The sequence below is a fragment of the uncultured Maribacter sp. genome (assembly GCF_963977385.1).
In the GTDB taxonomy this organism is placed as follows: Bacteria; Bacteroidota; Bacteroidia; order Flavobacteriales; family Flavobacteriaceae; genus Maribacter.
In genome coordinates this window covers 77736-94638 of the sequence record NZ_CAXBOU010000006.1, presented here as the reverse complement: position 1 = coordinate 94638, position 16903 = coordinate 77736, and the positions used below count along the sequence as shown (strand labels likewise).

Below are 16903 nucleotides of genomic sequence, written 5' to 3'. Positions count from 1 at the left end.
TTTTTCCTGCCCGAGTATGTGCAGCGGAACTATAGGCACAGTCGTTAACCACACTAACCGCTAATAAAATTAGCTGTTGTTCGCCAGAGGTAAACGAAGTCTTGGCAAATATATTGAAGAAATTAATATAACCATTAATAGCTGCTGTTGCAGCTGTTATTCTAGGAATAAATTTGGCAGCATACCATATTTTTTTCTCCGTATTTTAATAATTCTTCAGATTCTTCTGGTGCACTTTCAATCGTATGTTTAATAAATTGTTTCATTTTTTTTGATATACTATTAAACCTTTAACAATCTATAAGCAATTGATTAACTTTAACTTGACAGATTATCTTGTATTTTGATTAAATGGATGACTCTAAACTTGTTTTGAATGATTTTCACTAAACAGTCGATTACTTTAAAAAATCACTTTTATCCAAGCTGTTATTAAATTTAATATTTGTCCAATTTACCTTAATCCATGGTTTATCATCAACATCTGCCTCCCATGTAGATTTCTTGTACTTGCGCTTTGTAGGTAATAGCATTCCGTCTACTTCTTCATATTCAATCTTTATTAAATTGGGGGTGTCAAATGCTCCATAATCGGCTACTGTAAATAAAAATTGGTCTACAAGCAATGTGTTTTTATTGATATATAATTGATAAATATCTGTTGGCTTAGCATCTTCAAAGTTGAAAGAAACCTTAACAACGTTATAAGGTGAGTTGTCAATAGTTTCATCCCCTATATATTCATACGAAACACCCTTGTCCAATAATTTTTGAAACATTGTAAACCAATAGAAATTTGTGGGTCTATTAAATGCAACCTTTTTTAAAGCAACACTGCCCATAACAATTTGTCCATTATGTTTTAGCCAGAATTCTTGCCCATCATAACCTTGTTCTATGGTTCCTTTAAGGTTACTTAAAGTTCTTTCATGTTGGCTGTATTTGCCATAAGACAACTCGCCATTAAAAAGGTATTTTTCAGTTGAAATATCAGTTTTGCCATCCGGAGTTTGGTATTTATAGGTGTAAACGACATCTTTCTTATTTCTAAGGGCTTTATAGTTTCCTACCTTTTGAACCATATTGTACACCAATTCGTGACCCTTATTATTAAAGGACACTGTAGAAACTTCTTCTTTTTTTACGGATTTTTCTCCCTTGCAAGAGATAAATAAAAGGCTAAATATTATTAGACTGGTAATCTTAAAATTCATTGAGGTTATTTTAGTGGGTGAGCTTATACTAAGGCTCCATTAGCGCCAATTACTTGACCAGAGATCCATTTTGAGTCATCGCTAGCTAAAAATAATACAATTCTAGCAATATCAATAGGTTTAGCTAGTCTGTCGAAAGCATTCATAGCACTAAGTTTATCAATGAATTCTTGCGATTTTCCTTTTAAAAACAACTCTGTTTCCGTTGCTCCAGGTGCAAGTGCGTTAACGGAGATTCCTCTTCCTATTTCTTTAGAAAATACACGTGTCATTTGCTCAACAGCAGCTTTGGAAGCTGAGTATAATGCGTAAGTTGGGAACATTAGTTTTACGGTACTTGACGAAATATTAATAATATTGCCGTTATCTGAAAGTTTACTGTCAGCCTCCTGTAAAGTATTGAAGATTCCTTTTACGTTAATATCAAACTGTCTACTAAAATCTTCTTGAGTATTATCTTTTAATTTTTTTGAAATCATAACCCCTGCATTGTTTACTAATACGTCTATTTTTCCAAATGCTTGAATGGTTTCGTCAAATAGTTGGGTTACTTGTTCTCTATTACTTACATCTGCTTTAATGGCTATAGCATTTCCGCCGTTTTGTTCAATTTTAGTAACGGTAGCTATTGCGTCTTTATCACTGTTGGAATGGTTAACAACAACTTTAGCTCCGTTTTCTGCCAATAAAAATGCAATCTCTTGCCCAATACCTCTTGATGCTCCGGTAACGATTACTACCTTATCTTCTAATTTCATTTAGTTTGTTTTAATAGATTATGATAAACTGATTAGTTTCTCTGCAACTAGTTTAAGATTTGGTTCGTTTATTTCTGGGGTAGGAGATAGTGGATATAGCTGTGCGCCTGGTCTACTAATAAAAGCTCCTCTCCAATTTGCCCATAATGCTCCTGAAATATCCCAGCCGTGAGCCGCTACTAATAAGCATTCACTCGGTTGTATGTTCATTTTTCTCGCCGCCCAATTATAAGCATCAACATGTGGTTTAAATTTACCCATGTCTTCTATGCTTAAGCGTTGGTCAAAATATTTGGTTAGTCCGGCATTTTTAAATTGCGTCTCTACACCTTTGTTTGATGAATTTGTGAAGGAAACGAGTTTGTAGCCTGCATCTTTTAATGATTGCAAAGCAGATGCAACCTCTTGATGAGCAGGTAATGACCTAATAGGTTCAACTATAGACCTTTTAGCTTCTTCATGTGTTAAGGTGATACCGTTATTTGCCGCCACCATTTGCAGAGCTGCGGCACCTATAATTGCAAAGTCATTGTACTGGTTTGCTACTGTAGTTACCAAAGAGTATTGTAACATGGTAGTAAACCAAAGTGGCAGTAAATCATTTCGACCATTTAGTGCTTTAGCAACACTATCCTTCATGGCGGTCAAATCTAATAATGTTTCATTTACATCGAAAAAAAGAACTTTAGGTCTTTTTGTATAAACCTTAGTTTCTTTTTTAGATGCAAATCCTAAATTAGGTATGGCAACTCCTGCAGCACCAAGTATTGTTGATTTTTTAATGAAGTCTCTTCTCTTATTTATCATATTCAATATATTATAAAACATTCTGTATTGAATGTTTTTAGGTAAAAAAATTATTGTTTTAACTGTTTTAGATATAAGGATAGACCGTTTAAATAATCATTAATGACGGTATCGTCATCATATAATTTTCTAATTCCTCTAATTCCTTCAAATGCACTTATTAAATAAATGGAAGCAGCTGAACTCGATACATCTTGCTTTATTGAATTTTCAATCTTGCCTCTTTCTATTAGCTCTACTAAAGCTGTTTTCCATTCTTCTATAATATTCTTTAGTGCTTTTTGATACACTTTTTCACTGTCACCTATTTCATTTATTAAATTGTTTGTTGGGCAACCGTGTTTCTTATCATATAGCGAGAAAGACTTAAGACTGTTCAAAAAAGTCGATTCTAATATAGTATAAGCGTCACCATCTTTATAAAGAGGGTAAACCATTCTTTTTTGAACTCGACTTTGAACTTTTTGGGTGATAACTTCTAGACCAAGTTCCTTTTTGTTTGTATAGTGATGATAGAAAGCACCTTTGGTAAGTGTGGTTGCCTTCATTATTTTTTCTATGCTGGTAGTTTTAAAACCATCTTCATAAAACAATTTAAATGCTTCATTAAGTATCAGTTGTTTAGATAGTTCGGACTTTAACGATTGTTTCATTTTGTGAAATTAATTAAAAAAATACGAGGTAGAATGTTTTTTGAATTTCTTTAACGTAGAATTAACTGCATTTCGCAGTGTGTTTATAAAGGCATATTAAGGTTGTTCTATACTTGTATAGCGGTAGTTTAGATTCTGCTGTTCATTGTATTATAAGCTTTTCCACCAATCTGTATATGTGGTTGTGGAATCCTTTACTTGTATTTCTTGACCAATTTGTGGGGCAATAACCTTTATGTTCAGTTCATCTGCTTTTGCTTTGACTCTAACAATAGGATCTGTCCATTCGTGTAAGGCCAATTTAAATCCTGCCCAATGTATGGGCATTATTTTATTTGCTTTAACATCAATACCTGCTTGAGCGGTTTCTTCTGGCATCATATGAATATCGGGCCACATTTTGTTGTACTGCCCACATTCCATCAAAGCAAGGTCAAACGGACCATATTTTTCTCCAATCTCTTTGAAATGGACTCCGTAACCGCTGTCTCCGCTAAAGTAAATATTTTCATTTTCAGATGTAATTACCCATGAACTCCATAACGTACTTTGACCATTATTAAAACTTCTACCTGAGAAATGCTGTGCAGGAGTACAAACTAATTTTATACTACCAAATTGTTTTTCTTGCCACCAATCCATTTCAGTAATTTTTGAATTAGGTACGCCCCAGGCTTCTAAATGGTTACCTAAACCTAAGGGAGTGTAAAAGTGTTCGGTCTTATCCTTAATTTTTAAGACCGATTCATAATCTAAATGATCGTAATGGTCATGAGAATAAATAACGGCATCAATTTGAGGTAATTTATCAATTGCAATAGGGAATTCTTTATTGAAACGATTAGCTCCTAAAAGCGGGTGAGGAGCAGCTACCTGACCAAACATAGGGTCTATTAAAATATTCTTTCCATCTATCTGTAATAAAAAAGAAGAATGACCAAACCAAACCATTCTGGCTTCACCTTTATAATTGGCTATATTTATTGAATCTATTGTTTGCGTTTTCAAATCTTCCTTAGGTCGTCCATTAGACACTTTTGTAGTGAAAAATTTATATGCCAAGCTTACGGTTTCAGAAAGACCTAAATTTTTAGGAACAGGATTAGTATTTCGGAATTTACCATCCCTGAATTGGTTTGATTGTTCGTATACTAATTGCTGTTTTTTAGAACTATTACCCCCAAAACTAGGGTAGAAGTTGGTAAATGCTAGAAATACAATAATAAGTGTTGTTATTGTAATTAAGAATGTGATCATTATCTTTTTAAGCATTTTATATAAATTGACTCGTTATTATTCTGTTATAGGGTGAATTCTTTAACTTTTGCAAATGTATTTATAGTTTAATGACCCTAATAAGATGGGATTTTTTAATTAGGAAAAAACTTAAATAAATAATGATTAAGTTAATTTTTAATGAGCTATAGTAGCATTAAAACATATCCTATTAATGCTCCGCCTAAAACTATAAATGCACTGTTCAAGTTTTTGAAGACGAAAACAGCTATTAAACTGACTACACCAATAATTATAGTGCGCCAATCGGTTAATGTGTTTAATGTCATTTCTATGCAGACAGCAATTATTAAGGCCACTGATGCGATATTTATAGCATCTAAAAAGGCACTAACTATTTTTGATTTGCGCATTCTTGGTATTAACGGATTAAGTAAAAGCACGAAAAGGAACGAGGGTAAAAAGATTCCTAAGGTTGCTGCCATAGCTCCTGTAATACCATTCATTTGCCAACCAATAAATGTAGCGGTAGACAATACGGGTCCGGGAGTAATTTGTCCTATCGCAACGGCATCGAGTAGCGCTTGCTGAGTTAACCAACCGTTTGCCACTAATTCTGTATCTAGAAAGGCAAACAAAACATAACCACTACCATAAAGAATGGCCCCAACCTTTAGAAAAGTTAGGAATATTTTAAAGTTTCCAAGAACTGAAGGGTTTACAATTTGAAGAAGCAATAATGGAACATAGGAGTTTATACCACCCTTGTTTTTCTTAAAATAATATAGAACTAAACCTAAAATTCCTGCTCCGAAAAGAGCAATAATTTCATTTAATCCTAATAAACAGGCAGCTAATGTTATTATACCTAGAATTGCTAATTCTGTAGTTTTTACCGCTTTTTTTCCAAGGCGATACGATGCCATAGCAATAATTGCTATCACTGCTGGTTTTATTCCATAAATATAGGGCTCAACATTCGGTAGTTGGCCATACTGTTGGTATAGCCAAGCAAAAAATGATGTAATAACAACTGCGGGAAATATAAAACTGAATCCAGCAACGAAAAGACCTTTCCAGCCTGCGCGTTCGTGTCCACAATGCATGGTCATTTCGGTTGAGTTGGGGCCAGGTATGATATTTGTAGCCCCAACTAAATCTAGAAAGTGTTCTTGTGTCATCCACTTTCTTTTCTTTACAACTTCATCTTCCATCATTGCAATATGTGCGGCAGGACCACCAAAAGCAATGCTTCCCAATTTGAAAAATAACGTAGCTATTTCTAGTAATTCTCTATTCTTAGACATTAAAAAAATTCTGAAAATCGAAGATATATTTAAATAGTTTTGGGGGTTGATTTTCCGTAATATTTTTTCTTCAGCCAAAAAGATACTCGAACTAACAATATTAATGCAGGTACTTCAACTAAAGGGCCTATTACACCTGCAAATGCCTGACCTGAATTTAATCCAAATACTGCGATTGCTACAGCAATCGCTAGTTCAAAGTTGTTACCAGCAGCCGTAAATGCTACCGAGGCAGTTTTGTCATATTCTGCACCTGTGGCTTTTGTTAAGAAAAACCCAATGATAAACATTAGTGTAAAGTATATCAGTAGTGGAATGGCAATAATTACTACATCCATAGGTATTTCAACTATTAATTCTCCTTTTAAAGAGAACATAAGCATAATAGTGAATAACAGAGCAATCAATGTAATGGGTGAAATGGCGGGTATGTATTTGGTGTTGTACCATTCTTCGCCTTTTAATTTCACTAATATTACTCGACTTAAGATTCCTAATAAGAAAGGAATTCCTAAATAAATGGCAACACTTTCTGCAATCGTACCAATAGATATATCTACAATGGCACCTTCAAAACCAAAATAGGGAGGTAGGACCGTAATGAAAATCCAAGCATAAAAACTATAAGCAAATACTTGAAAAATACTGTTTAGGGCAACCAAACCAGCACCATATTCGCTACTGCCTTCCGCTAGGTCATTCCAAACTAATACCATTGCTATGCAACGCGCCAGGCCAATTAAAATTAAGCCTACCATGTATTCAGGATAGTCATGTAAAAATGTTATTGCCAGAATGAACATTAGAATAGGTCCAATAATCCAATTGAGAATAAGGGATATCGAAAGTATTTTGGTATTTCGAAACACTTTTGGTAAAAGCGCATAATTAACCTTGGCCAAGGGCGGATACATCATTAATATTAAACCAATTGCAATAGGAATATTGGTGGTGCCACTATTAAATGAATTTATAATTTCAGGAAATGTTGGTATGAAATACCCAAGGCCTACACCTAGCGCCATTGCAGCGAAAATCCAAAGAGTTAAATTTTTATCGAGGAAGCTTAATTTTTTAGACGCCATTTTTAAGAGTTTATTTGAGAGAAAACGAAGAATAATTCAGTTGCAATTTGAATACTTCTTTCAGTATACTTTTCAGCTTGCTGCGGCGTATTGTCAAATGCTTTTGGGTCATCAAAAGTAATTGGAATTCTTTTTTCTGCGCCTGCAATGAAAGGGCAACCACCATCGGCTTGAGAACAGGTCATTACCGCTGCAAATTGAGAAGATGGGTTAAAACTATCTTCATAGGATTTGGAAAACCCAATAATTGGATGCTCATTTTCTGAATATTTTATAGCATAAACAGGATTGTTGTTTTCTGATAATTTTTGAATTTGAAATCCTTGATTTCTAAGAGTTTCCACAACCATAGGAAATAGGGCGGTAGCTTCTGTTCCTCCAGAATAGCAAAATAAATTTTTGATATTAAAATATGATGCCATTGTTTGCGCCCAAACTTGTGATATATGACTTCTTCTTGAATTATGGGTGCAAATAAAATTGATTCTTATTTCTTGATCACTAGAGACTTTCGATTGTATGAAATCAATTAATGGTTTTAAAACTACTTTACGTTCTTCTGAAATTGACAGAGGGTTTAATTCTTTAACTAAGCTCTCAATTTTTAAAATTAAGGTTGATTGTGTCATTATCATTTTATGGAAGTTAATTTTATTTATTAGTAATAATTTCTATCAAGTGAACAACTGGGTCAGCATTAAAAATCGAAATGGGCAATGAGTTATTAGAAAGCTGGCTTAAGCTTAACAACAATCATTACTTTGAATATCTTGATCTAAAAATTGAAGCATAATACTTTTCATTTTAGCCCAGTTTTCGGTATTTATACAATAACAAACGCTTGTACCTTCAACACTACCTTTAATTAAGCCTAAATGCTTTAATTCTTTCAGGTGTTGAGAGATAGTTGGTTGAGCAAGTCCAATTTCGCTAACCAAATCACCGCAAATACAGCTATTTATCTTAAACAAGTGTTGTAAAATAGCAACGCGTGCTGGGTGCCCAAAAGCTTTAGCGAATAATGAAATTTCATTTTGTTTATCGGTAAACATTTCTGTTTTTGCTAATCCCATTCTCTTTTATATTTATTCATTGCAATATTACGATATAATAATGATTTATTTAATTAAAAATCAGAAGTATTTTTTCATAAACCCTCAGTTAAACTAATTGTTCATTTAAAGTAGTTAACTTGCAAGAATTCACTCTATCTATGTTACAAATGATATATTAATATCGAATTGTAATTACCTGTAGCTTTCACTTTATTACCAACTAGCTTTTACATTTTTCAAAATAACTTTATGTTAGAACAAATTAGGCATTTTCTGCTTTCAAAAACTTTTTGCCTAACAATCTTGGCCTTGTTGCTGGCATTCTCCACAATAGCTCAAGAAAAACCTGAACTCAAAATTGGTGGAGCATTGCGTTTTAATTATAATTTATCTTCTTGGAAAGAAGGCCAGAAAAAACGTGGGGGAGATTTTGGATACGATATGTTTAGGATAAACGCCAAAGCCGCTTTTAAAGGAATGCTTTTGAATGCCGAATATAGATTGTATTCTCAAGATTTTGGTGGGGGATTTTTAAAACAGGGTTGGGTAGGTTACAATTTTAATGAATTGGATCAAATTCAAATTGGTCTAACGCAGGTTCCTTTTGGAATTCAACAATATAACTCCCACAATTGGTTTTTCAACCTATCTTACTATGTGGGATTGGAAGATGACCATGATATGGGTGTGAAATACATGCATACAGAGGAGAATTTTGAATATCAAATGGCATTTTTTAAAAACGCGGAACAACTAAGGTTTGGGGATAATACCGAAACTTCCCCAAATAGATATTCTTACGATATCACGGGTAGAAATAAAGAGGTAAACCAATTCAACGGAAAATTTATTTATAAGTTTGGAAATGAATGTAAAAGTAGATTGGGCTTTTCCTTGGAATATGGAGGTTTGTATAATCTTGACACCGAGGAAATAGGAGACCACAAAGCTTTTGCCGCACACTACGAAATAAGCAAAGGAAAGTGGAATGGGAAAGCACAAATAATTACAGCCTCCCATAACCCCGAGAATGCCGATGGAGAATCTACCGATATTGTGATGATGGCAGCCTATGGCGCACCTTATGAAGTGGCAGCTGATTTTAACATGTATTCTTTGGCCTTCTCCAGAAATGTCCCAGTTAAATGGGGCCCTATTTCTAATTTACAAGTTTATAATGATTTTGGTTATATGCAGAAAAAAGCTTCCGGTTTTAATGATTCTTATATGAATGTAACGGGTGTTTTGGTAACGGCAGGAAGTGTCTATACCTATATTGATTATGCTGCGGGCTACAATCATTCGTGGTTGGGTGGAAATTTTGTGGATGATTTCTCTGTGGGGAATCCGGAGGCGAAATGGGAAGCAAGGTTTAACATTAATATTGGCTACTACTTTTAGGATTTATATATAATAATATGGGATTCAAACTCTCAGAGAAATAAGATTACACCAAAATACAATATGCTTTATGGCTAAGAAGATTATAAGAAGTGATGAGAGAAAATCCATCTTTGGATTGGAAGTGAACGGCCCTGTATTTTTCACCTCGGCAATTACAATCATCATCATCATAACATTAACCTTGATTTTTAAAGATGGGGCAGAAAAATATTTTACAGCAACTCAGAACTTTGTAGCAAACAAGGCGGGTTGGTTTTTTATTTTAAGTGTAAATGTTTTTTTAATATTTATGATTTATCTGGCCTTCAGTAAATTTGGGCAGTTAAGGATTGGAGGACAAAACGCAAAACCTGAATTTAAAACCATTTCATGGTTTGCTATGTTATTTAGTGCTGGAATGGGAATCGGATTATTGTTTTGGAGTATTTCAGAGCCAATTTATCATTTTATGAGTCCACCAATGGCAGAAGGCGGAACAGTAGAAGCTGCTAAGGAAGCAATGAAATTCACCTTTTTACACTGGGGTTTTCATGCCTGGGCAGTTTATGCATTGGTAGGATTATCCCTAGCATATTTTACTTATTCCCGCGGACTTCCACTTACCATCAGATCAATATTTTACCCCTTCTTAGGAGATAAAATTTACGGTAAAATTGGAGATGCCATAGATATCTTCGCGGTACTCGCCACGTTATTTGGGCTTGCCACTTCTTTAGGAATGGGTGTTCAACAAATTTCGGCGGGCTTAAATCATCTTTTTGGAATAGATAGTGGGGTGCAGACTCAAATAATTCTAATTGCTGGAATAACCTTAATTGCTACCATTTCAGTTGTTTTGGGCGTAGATAAAGGGGTAAGGGTCTTAAGTGAATGGAATATGAGGATAGCGGTGCTATTTCTTTTGGTGGTGTTGATATTAGGACCAACCATCTTTATTTTTAAATCCTTCGTACAAAATACAGGGAATTATTTATCTAGTTTTCTTGAAGTTGCAAGCTGGACAGAAAGTTATACCGATTCTAATTGGCAAAATTCTTGGACCATTTTTTACTGGGGATGGTGGATTGCCTGGTCTCCGTTTGTAGGAATGTTTATTGCTCGTATTTCCAAAGGGCGTACGGTACGTGAGTTTATTTTGGGAGTTCTAATTGTACCTTCTATTGTAACTTTTTTTTGGATCTCAGCTTTTGGAAGTACAGCCATACAACAGGCTCTTTTGGGAGATGATACAATTGTAAATGCAGTGAATGATAATGTTGCCACCGCCCTGTTCGTATTTATTGAAGATTATCCTTTCGCATTTGTTCTTAACATTATTGCCATAATTTTAATTGCAGGATTCTTTGTAACCTCATCAGATTCTGGATCTTTGGTAGTAGATAATTTAACCTCTGGTGGTAAATTAGATGCGCCTGTAGGACAAAGAATCTTTTGGGCCATTGCAGAAGGGGGTATTGCTGCGGTACTTTTAATAGGAGGAGGCTTACAGGCCCTTCAAACCGCTACAATTGTAACAGGGTTGCCCTTTGCCATTATTTTAATAATTATGTGTTTTTCACTATACAAAGGTTTACGAGAGGACCTGAAGAAACTAAAAAAACGGGAAACGCAAAAAGAACTTGAAAATTACGAGGAGATAGTTTCTGCCATCGTCAAAAAACGTAGTATTAATAAACAAGACACCATTAAATAATCATAATAATGACTGAAATAAAAAACATGTTGGTTGCCTTAGACCTTTCAGATATTGATATAACCTTAATTGAGTATGCATCATTTATAGCCGAAACCCTAAAGGTTAAAAAAGTATACTTTGTTCATAATATTAAAAAATATGAGATTTCAGAGTTATTTGAAGAACAGCTAAAGGATCTTAACCTAGACGAAATAATTGGAGATGAGTTAAATGAAAAAGTAGAGGAAAAGTTTACATCTTCAGCACAGTGGGAAGTACTTATCTCAGAAGATCCGTACTCTGAATCGCTTATCAATTATATCGTAGACAAATATGAGATTCAGCTAGCTTTAATTGGAAATAAAAATAAGACAAAAGGTACCGGGGTTATTAGCGGAAAATTATTACGTCTGCTAAAGTGCAATATTCTGTCTATCCCTAAAAATGCAAAACCGGCTATTACTAGTATATGGGCGGGAACAGATTTTTCAAGTGCCTCTAAAAAGGTTTTTAAAGTAGCAGAGAATTTACAGAAAACAACAGCGGCTAAAGTAAGAGCAGTGCATGTATATAATGTGCCTGTACAATTCTCTCCTTATATTCCCAAAGAACATCTCGATTTGAAGATAGAAAATCATTTAAAGGGGAAATATGAGAAATTTATCAAAAAAATCGGATACAATGGAGATCTAACAACAGAAATTATTCCGGGAAGAGATAGCAGCGTTGCAGAAAAACTGCGTATCAAAGCCGAAACATCCAAGGTTGATCTCATTATTGTTGGAGATAAAGGTAGAAATACCTTCTCTTCATTACTTGTTGGAAGCGTTACCGAGGAACTTTTTAATCAGGATTTGGAAGTGCCTTTATGGATTGTCAAGTAAAATTTCAATCCTAGTACAGAAACGTATTAAATTTTGAAATTAGATAGTAGTTAATAGGTTGGTCTTAATTGTAGCTAATTAACTATGTAGATTTTAGAAACTATAAATAATTATGTTTTGGAGGGGTACTATTCCAAATTAATTAATTTGAAACACCTGTAAGCCCAAAAGAAATAAGTTCAAATGATTTGTTGGATTCACAAACCAGTTTATAAAGTTTTAAATTAGCTATTTTGTTTTTATTTCATCAGATTTATCTCGGCAATGCTTTTAATTCTATTGCGTTCTAAGAAGGCATCAATAGTTTCAAAATGTTCTAAAACTCTTTGGTCTTTAAATTCAAATACTTTTTGAGATAAGCCTTGTAAGAAATCACGATCGTGTGATACTAAAATTAACGTACCATCATAGGTTGATAATGCTTCTTTTAGTACATCTTTAGATTTTAAATCTAAATGATTCGTCGGTTCATCTAATATCAAAAGGTTCACAGGGTCCAACAATAATTTAACCATAGCTAATCTCGTTTTTTCTCCACCAGAAAGCATGCTTACTTTTTTATCGATATCATCACCGCTAAACATGAACCTGCCTAAAATGTTCTTAATCTGGTTACGGATATCACCAAAAGCCACCTCATCTACCGTTTGAAAAATAGTGAGTTCTTGGTCTAATAAAGAAGCTTGGTTCTGCGCAAAATAGCCCACTTTTACATTATGACCCAATTGGCAAGTACCATCGACGGAAATTTCACCCAAGATAGCCTTAATCATTGTCGATTTACCTTCTCCATTCCTTCCGACAAAAGAAACTTTTTCTCCTCTTGCGATAGACATGTTGGCATCTTTAAAAACGATATGGTTTTCATATGATTTGGAGACATCTTTAACCGTTACTGGGTAATCTCCAGAACGTGGCGCAGGCGGAAAACGTAATTTTAAGGAAGAAGTGTCTATCTCATCTATTTCAATAATCTCCAATTTTTCTAACATACGCTCACGCGAAGTCACCTGATTGGTCTTTGAATAGGTGCCTTTAAACCGTTCTATAAAGGTCATATTATCAGCTATGAATTTTTGCTGTTCTTGGTAGGCCTTTATCTGATGTGACCTACGGTCTTCACGTAACTGTAGATAATGTGAATAGTTGGCCTTATAATCATATATACGACCCATAGTTACTTCTATAGTACGATTGGTAATATTGTCTATAAACGCTCTATCGTGAGAAATTACCATAACTGCATTTGCCTTGTTGAGCAAAAAATCTTCTAACCAAATAACCGATTCAATATCGATATGATTTGTAGGCTCATCTAACAAAATAAGATCTGGTTTTTGCAATAGAATCTTAGCCAGTTCTATACGCATTCTCCAACCACCACTAAACTCATTGGTTTGCCTTGTAAAATCTTCTTGTTTAAAACCCAATCCCTTCAAGGCCTTTTCTACCTCAGAATCATAATTGACATCTTCTAAGGAATAATATTTTTCACCTAAATCTGATACTTGCCCAATGATTACCATATAAGCATCACTCTCATAATCAGTTCTGGTTTCTAATTCTTTGTTAAGCCGTGCCATTTCGTCACGCATGGTAAAGACATGTTTAAAAGCTTTTGCGGCTTCCTCAAAAACAGTGCAATTATCTTCAGTCAGTAAATGCTGTGGTAGATATGCGATAACCGCATCTTTTGGTACTCGTACATTACCACGTGTGCCTTTTTGTTCACCAGCAATAATTTTCATCATTGTAGATTTACCAGCTCCGTTCTTACCCATAAGGGCAATTTTATCAGTTGGGTTAATTACAAAAGAAACATCACTAAATAGGGTAGTGCCACTAAATTCTACCGCTAAATTATCTACTGAAATCATGCTATCAAGTTTAAAAATGCAAAACTAGCAATAAGAAATGATGGTTGTAGCTGTCTGTCAAAATAAACTTATGATGATATTCTATCAGTATTCAATCTATTGAAATTCAATGTTCTGAACAAAAGGTTAGTATTTGTTTGTGTAGATATCGACCGGTAGATCACAAATATGTAATATTAATATTGAGAATTCATCTTCATTATTTATTAGATAAAAAGATATACCCGGTTTGTTAAATAAAATTTCTCAATATCGTAAAGTAAAATGTGCTTCCATCATTGTCTTTAGAATCTACCCAAATCTCGCCTCCATGCAATTGAACTATCTTTTCACAATGAGCGAGACCAATACCAGTTCCTTCATAAGCATCTCGCTTATTAAGTTGGTTGAAAATGGCAAAAATATTACGACTATCATCTTCTGAAATGCCGATACCATTGTCTTTTACTGAGAATTTGAAATAGTTATTATCTTCTTTTGCCGATATGTGAATTCTTGGTGTGACCCCTTCTTTTTGAAATTTTATGGCATTGCTAATCAAATTCTGGAACAGCAGGCGAATCTCTATGCTATAAGCTTTTAAAATCGGCAGTTTATCTGTTGTAATTATGGTGTTTTTACTTTTTATTACAGTCGCTAGGTCATTGGTTATTTCACGCATTATTTTATTACTATCAATAGTAACCAGTTCTTTTTTACGACCAATTCTAGAGTAGTCCAAAAGCCCCTTTATTAATGAGCTCATTCTATCTGTTGCCTCTGTCATGAAATTTAGGGACATTCGGGCATCTTCATCTAATTCAGGCGAGTATTGTTCTTGTAAAATGTCGATCATGCTTCTTACCGTTCTCAAGGGTTCTTGCAAATCATGAGAGGCTATATAAGTAAATTGTTCAATTTCTTTGTTCTTTACTTTAAGATTTTCATATTGAACAGCTAACGCTGTATGTTTGGTAATGTCTTGTCTAAGGGTTAAGAACTGGTAAATTTCCCCATGTTCATTTTTAAATGGAATGATTGCCGTATGCACCCAAAAAAATATACCGTCCTTGGTTTTATTTCTAATTCCTCCGCTCCAAATTTCGCCACTATTAATTGTTGTCCATAATTCCGTAAAGAACTCTTTTGAATGGTGGTCGGAATTAATGATTTTATGGGTTTTTCCGATAAGTTCATTTCTGTCATAATTTGATGTTTCACAAAATTTATCATTAACAGAGATTATAATGCCATTCGCATCTGTGATATCAACAAGAGAACTACTATTCAAAGCATCTTTATACTGATTCGTTTCTTGCATTGAAGCACGAAATGCTTTTTCAAACATGTTTTTGTCAAATTGTGACTGGTTCAATTGAATAGCTATCACAAAAGGGTAACCACAGGCAGCAAAAACCCCAAAGATGGTATAGATAATAAAACCTGTATTTGCATCAGTTATATTATTATTAATCAGGTATAAATATATAAACCCCATTACCATAATAAGGGCAAAATTATAAGGAACCACCGTTCTTACTACCCTGCTTCCGGCATAATTGCCCAAAACCAATCTGTTCAAACCTACTGTGGCATTTTTGTGGAATAAATAACCAGCATACAAGAATAAAACTAAAGAAGTGTGAATTGGTATGGGTATTAGAAAGCCGGCATCATTTCCTGGAATATTTAATATAAAGTCAATTATGTCAACAAAATTTAGTAATATAACTGCTAAATAAATGAAATTGATAAATCTTTTTGTTTTTTCGGATTTTGAATCCATTATCCAAGTTGAAATTCCTACTAAAAAGAAACAAATTGCTGTCGCAAGAGACATTCTTCCCGGAAATCTTAAAGCATAGGTATCATTTACAAATGAGGTGTTCAAGCCAAAGTTATCACCAAAAAAATATTGACCAATTGTTAGTAAGGCAATGATCAAAACACAAGTAATAGTGGCTCTATTTATGATTAAAAAAATAGTGGATTTTCTTTGTGAGACCAATACCCCCACACTTAACAGAAAGAAAGTAAGTGCAGTAATAAATTCCATGGGTGTCACACCAGGGATAATATAGAGAATCGCTCGAATATTAAACAGCCATAAACCAATAACAATTATACTCATCGCCAATACGGATAAGCTCATATATTTAATATTTCTAGACTTAGTAGCCTTTATATCTATGGACATATAACTTTTTTAAAAAATAAATTTTGGCCTTCGCTTCCTTTTAGTGAAGATTAAAAAGTAACTATGATTAGTTAAAACAGCGAGCTCAAGAAAAAATTGATAATTTTATGTGATGATTGTTCAATTGCTATAGGGAAATCGTTTTATTTTATCAACACCAGTAACAAAAATGGCTTTCTCATATTGCATTTAAAAACAATAATTTTATTGAGTTGGAACAAAGTATTCTTCAACAATTTCTTCAATCATTTTAGTAGTTAATGGCTTATTTCTGTACCCATTAATTGTTGAGAAGGTATTGGCCTTATGTAAATCGTCTGGGTTTAATGAAGTTGTTAACATTATTAAAACAATGTCACCTTGTGTATTGGCGTTCAATCTTTCATATTCTTCTAAAAACTGCCAACCGTTCATGATGGGCATGTTTATATCCAAAAAAATGATATTGGGTTTGGGTATACTATCGTTTGATTGGAGATATTCCAATGCTTCTTTACCATTTGCTACAACAGTAACGTTTTCAGTTAATTTTGTTTTTTTAATTGCGAATCGATGTACGAAATTAGTAGCTGGGTCATCATCAATTAGTAGAATTGAATTAAGTTTTGGGGTCATAATTTTTTTGTTTACATATGCGCTATGTTAAACGCCTTATATTGTTTTTCTCAAATAGAAATTATAAAAAATCGATATCTAATTATTACTTAACTATATAATTTTAATAAAAGTATAAAAATGTAGGAAAAAACTTATTAAAAATATTTATTGCATT

General features: G+C 33.8%; 15 protein-coding genes. 3 read left to right on the top strand and 12 right to left on the bottom strand.

Features of this window, described 5'->3' with window-relative positions; translation table 11 throughout:
- Nucleotides 1-398: 398 nt before the first annotated feature.
- The 9 genes from AAC084_RS08670 to AAC084_RS08630 form a co-directional block, all read right to left on the bottom strand.
- Nucleotides 399-1214, bottom strand: coding sequence for a hypothetical protein (locus AAC084_RS08670; protein WP_339839568.1), 816 nt, complete (start codon nt 1212-1214; stop codon nt 399-401).
- A gap of 23 nt (nt 1215-1237) precedes the next feature.
- Nucleotides 1238-1972, bottom strand: coding sequence for an SDR family oxidoreductase (locus tag AAC084_RS08665; protein ID WP_339839566.1), 735 nt, complete (start codon nt 1970-1972; stop codon nt 1238-1240).
- Between the two features lie 18 nt (nt 1973-1990).
- Complete coding sequence (locus AAC084_RS08660) at nt 1991-2779, bottom strand: haloacid dehalogenase type II (RefSeq protein WP_339839564.1); 789 nt, start codon at nt 2777-2779, stop codon at nt 1991-1993.
- Nucleotides 2780-2829: 50 nt separating this feature from the next.
- A complete protein-coding gene (locus AAC084_RS08655; RefSeq protein WP_339839562.1) occupies nt 2830-3432 on the bottom strand; it encodes a TetR/AcrR family transcriptional regulator in 603 nt (200 codons plus the stop codon).
- A gap of 150 nt (nt 3433-3582) precedes the next feature.
- Nucleotides 3583-4704 carry an MBL fold metallo-hydrolase gene (locus AAC084_RS08650; RefSeq protein WP_339839559.1) on the bottom strand — a complete coding sequence of 374 codons (1122 nt, stop codon included), beginning with the start codon at nt 4702-4704 and terminating at the stop codon, nt 3583-3585.
- Nucleotides 4705-4853: 149 nt separating this feature from the next.
- A complete protein-coding gene (gene chrA, locus AAC084_RS08645) occupies nt 4854-5975 on the bottom strand; it encodes a chromate efflux transporter (RefSeq protein ID WP_339839557.1) in 1122 nt (373 codons plus the stop codon).
- Between the two features lie 29 nt (nt 5976-6004).
- Nucleotides 6005-7060 (bottom strand): ACR3 family arsenite efflux transporter, encoded by a 1056-nt coding sequence (gene arsB, locus AAC084_RS08640; RefSeq protein WP_339839555.1) that lies wholly within the window; start codon nt 7058-7060, stop codon nt 6005-6007.
- Nucleotides 7061-7062: 2 nt separating this feature from the next.
- Nucleotides 7063-7695, bottom strand: coding sequence for a protein-tyrosine-phosphatase (locus AAC084_RS08635; RefSeq protein WP_339839553.1), 633 nt, complete (start codon nt 7693-7695; stop codon nt 7063-7065).
- 108 nt (nt 7696-7803) lie between these two features.
- Nucleotides 7804-8133, bottom strand: a complete 330-nt coding sequence (locus tag AAC084_RS08630) for a metalloregulator ArsR/SmtB family transcription factor (RefSeq protein ID WP_339839550.1) — start codon at nt 8131-8133, stop codon at nt 7804-7806.
- A gap of 231 nt (nt 8134-8364) precedes the next feature.
- Between AAC084_RS08630 and AAC084_RS08625 the strand changes: the two genes are divergently transcribed.
- The 3 genes from AAC084_RS08625 to AAC084_RS08615 all read left to right on the top strand — a co-directional run bounded on the left by AAC084_RS08625 (nt 8365) and on the right by AAC084_RS08615 (nt 12078).
- On the top strand, nt 8365-9516 hold the full coding sequence (locus tag AAC084_RS08625) for a hypothetical protein (RefSeq protein ID WP_339839547.1): 1152 nt from the start codon (nt 8365-8367) through the stop codon (nt 9514-9516).
- A gap of 70 nt (nt 9517-9586) precedes the next feature.
- Nucleotides 9587-11212: a BCCT family transporter gene (locus AAC084_RS08620; RefSeq protein ID WP_339839545.1), complete on the top strand. Its 1626-nt coding sequence runs from the start codon at nt 9587-9589 to the stop codon at nt 11210-11212.
- An 8-nt stretch (nt 11213-11220) separates the two neighbouring features.
- Nucleotides 11221-12078, top strand: coding sequence for a universal stress protein (locus tag AAC084_RS08615; RefSeq protein WP_339839544.1), 858 nt, complete (start codon nt 11221-11223; stop codon nt 12076-12078).
- Between the two features lie 239 nt (nt 12079-12317).
- Here AAC084_RS08615 and AAC084_RS08610 read toward each other — a convergent pair whose 3' ends face one another.
- The 3 genes from AAC084_RS08610 to AAC084_RS08600 all read right to left on the bottom strand — a co-directional run bounded on the left by AAC084_RS08610 (nt 12318) and on the right by AAC084_RS08600 (nt 16746).
- On the bottom strand, nt 12318-13955 hold the full coding sequence (locus tag AAC084_RS08610; RefSeq protein WP_339839542.1) for an ABC-F family ATP-binding cassette domain-containing protein: 1638 nt from the start codon (nt 13953-13955) through the stop codon (nt 12318-12320).
- A 232-nt stretch (nt 13956-14187) separates the two neighbouring features.
- Nucleotides 14188-16131 carry an ATP-binding protein gene (locus AAC084_RS08605; protein WP_339839540.1) on the bottom strand — a complete coding sequence of 648 codons (1944 nt, stop codon included), beginning with the start codon at nt 16129-16131 and terminating at the stop codon, nt 14188-14190.
- 204 nt (nt 16132-16335) lie between these two features.
- Nucleotides 16336-16746: a response regulator gene (locus AAC084_RS08600; protein ID WP_339839539.1), complete on the bottom strand. Its 411-nt coding sequence runs from the start codon at nt 16744-16746 to the stop codon at nt 16336-16338.
- Nucleotides 16747-16903: the final 157 nt, after the last annotated feature.